General features: G+C 68.5%; 2 protein-coding genes. One reads left to right on the forward strand and one right to left on the reverse strand.

Features of this window, described 5'->3' with window-relative positions; translation table 11 throughout:
- The coding region (locus EN781_RS32670; RefSeq protein ID WP_145965794.1) for a LysR family transcriptional regulator at positions 1–891 on the reverse strand (891 nt) is incomplete at its 3' end.
- 97 nt (positions 892–988) lie between these two features.
- Here EN781_RS32670 and EN781_RS32675 point away from each other — a divergent pair.
- Positions 989–1295: alcohol dehydrogenase catalytic domain-containing protein (locus tag EN781_RS32675; protein ID WP_148669372.1), on the forward strand; the 307-nt coding region annotated here is incomplete at its 3' end.

The raw sequence follows: 1295 nt of genomic DNA on the forward strand, positions 1-1295 counted from the left end.
GATCCAGTCGGCGAAGGCGCGGGTCTTGGCGGCCTGGCCCTTGGCTGACGGCATGACGACATAGACCGCGCCCTCGTCAGCCAGCGTCCAGTCCTCCAGGATCGGCACCAGCCGTCCGTCGGCGAGCTCGCGGCCGACCAGCCAGTCGGTGCTCATCATCAGGCCGACGCCTTGCACGGCTGCATCGACCAGCACCTCGGCGTCGTCGGTGACGAGCGGCCCCGACACCTCGACGCGCGCGTGCCGGCCCTCGCGGTCGGTCATCTCCCAGGCCGGAAAGGTCTGGAAGCCTGAGAAGCCGAGGCAGACATGTTCGAGCAGCGCCTGCGGTGTTTCCGGCCTGCCCATTCTGGCGAGATAGGAGGGGGCGGCGCAGAGCAGCCGGCGCCGCGTCGCCACCTTGCGTGCCACCAGGCGCGAATCTTCCAGCGCGCCGAGCCGCACCGCCACGTCGAAATTCTCGGCGACGAGGTCAGCGAACCGGTTGGAAAATTCGGCCTCGATGCGGACATCGGGAAATTCGGCGAGGAATTGAGGCAACAGCGGCCCGATCCACATGCGCCCGAACGTGCCGGGCAGCGCCAGCCTGAGCAGGCCTCGCGGGCCGCCGCCAGCATGGGCGGAAGCGGCGGCCTCGGCCTCGTCGACCGAGGCGAGGATGGCGCGCACGCGCACCAGGAATTCGGCGCCCGCCTCGGTCAGCGACACACTGCGCGTGGTGCGGGAGAGCAGCCTGACCCCCAGCCGCTCCTCCAGCGAATGCAGGCGCCGCGACAGGATGGTGGGGTCGCGGCCGATCCGCACGGCCGCCCTGGTGAAGGAGCGCGCCTCGGCGACGGCCGCAAACGCCGCCATTTCGGCAAGTGCCGCCGGTTCGTGGGATTGCTGCATATTGCGCAATACTTAAATGTGAAAGCCAAGGATTATCCAGAAATAGCGCAGCAACTAGGTTCACTCAACCGATTAATCATCACACCGGAGTGAACCCATGAAAGCCATCGAACTGAGCCAGCCCAGGCTGGACGCCTTCCGCGCCGCAGTCGTTGCTACCCCCGAACCACAGCGCGGCGAGGTGCTGATCCGCCAGCGTTCGGCGAGCCTCAACTTCGTCGATGTCGCGGTGGCGAGCGGCAACTATCCCGGGCCGCGCTTCCCGCTCATTCCCGTCGCCGACGGCGCCGGCGAGATCGTCGCGCTCGGCGAGGGCGTCACCAGCTTCGCCGTCGGCGACCGCGTCGTCGTCCACGCCAAGCCGCGCTGGATCGGCGGCCGGCCTCGGCCTTGCGAGATGACGC

This window comes from Mesorhizobium sp. M4A.F.Ca.ET.090.04.2.1 (assembly GCF_003999085.1).
Lineage (GTDB): Bacteria > Pseudomonadota > Alphaproteobacteria > Rhizobiales > Rhizobiaceae > Mesorhizobium.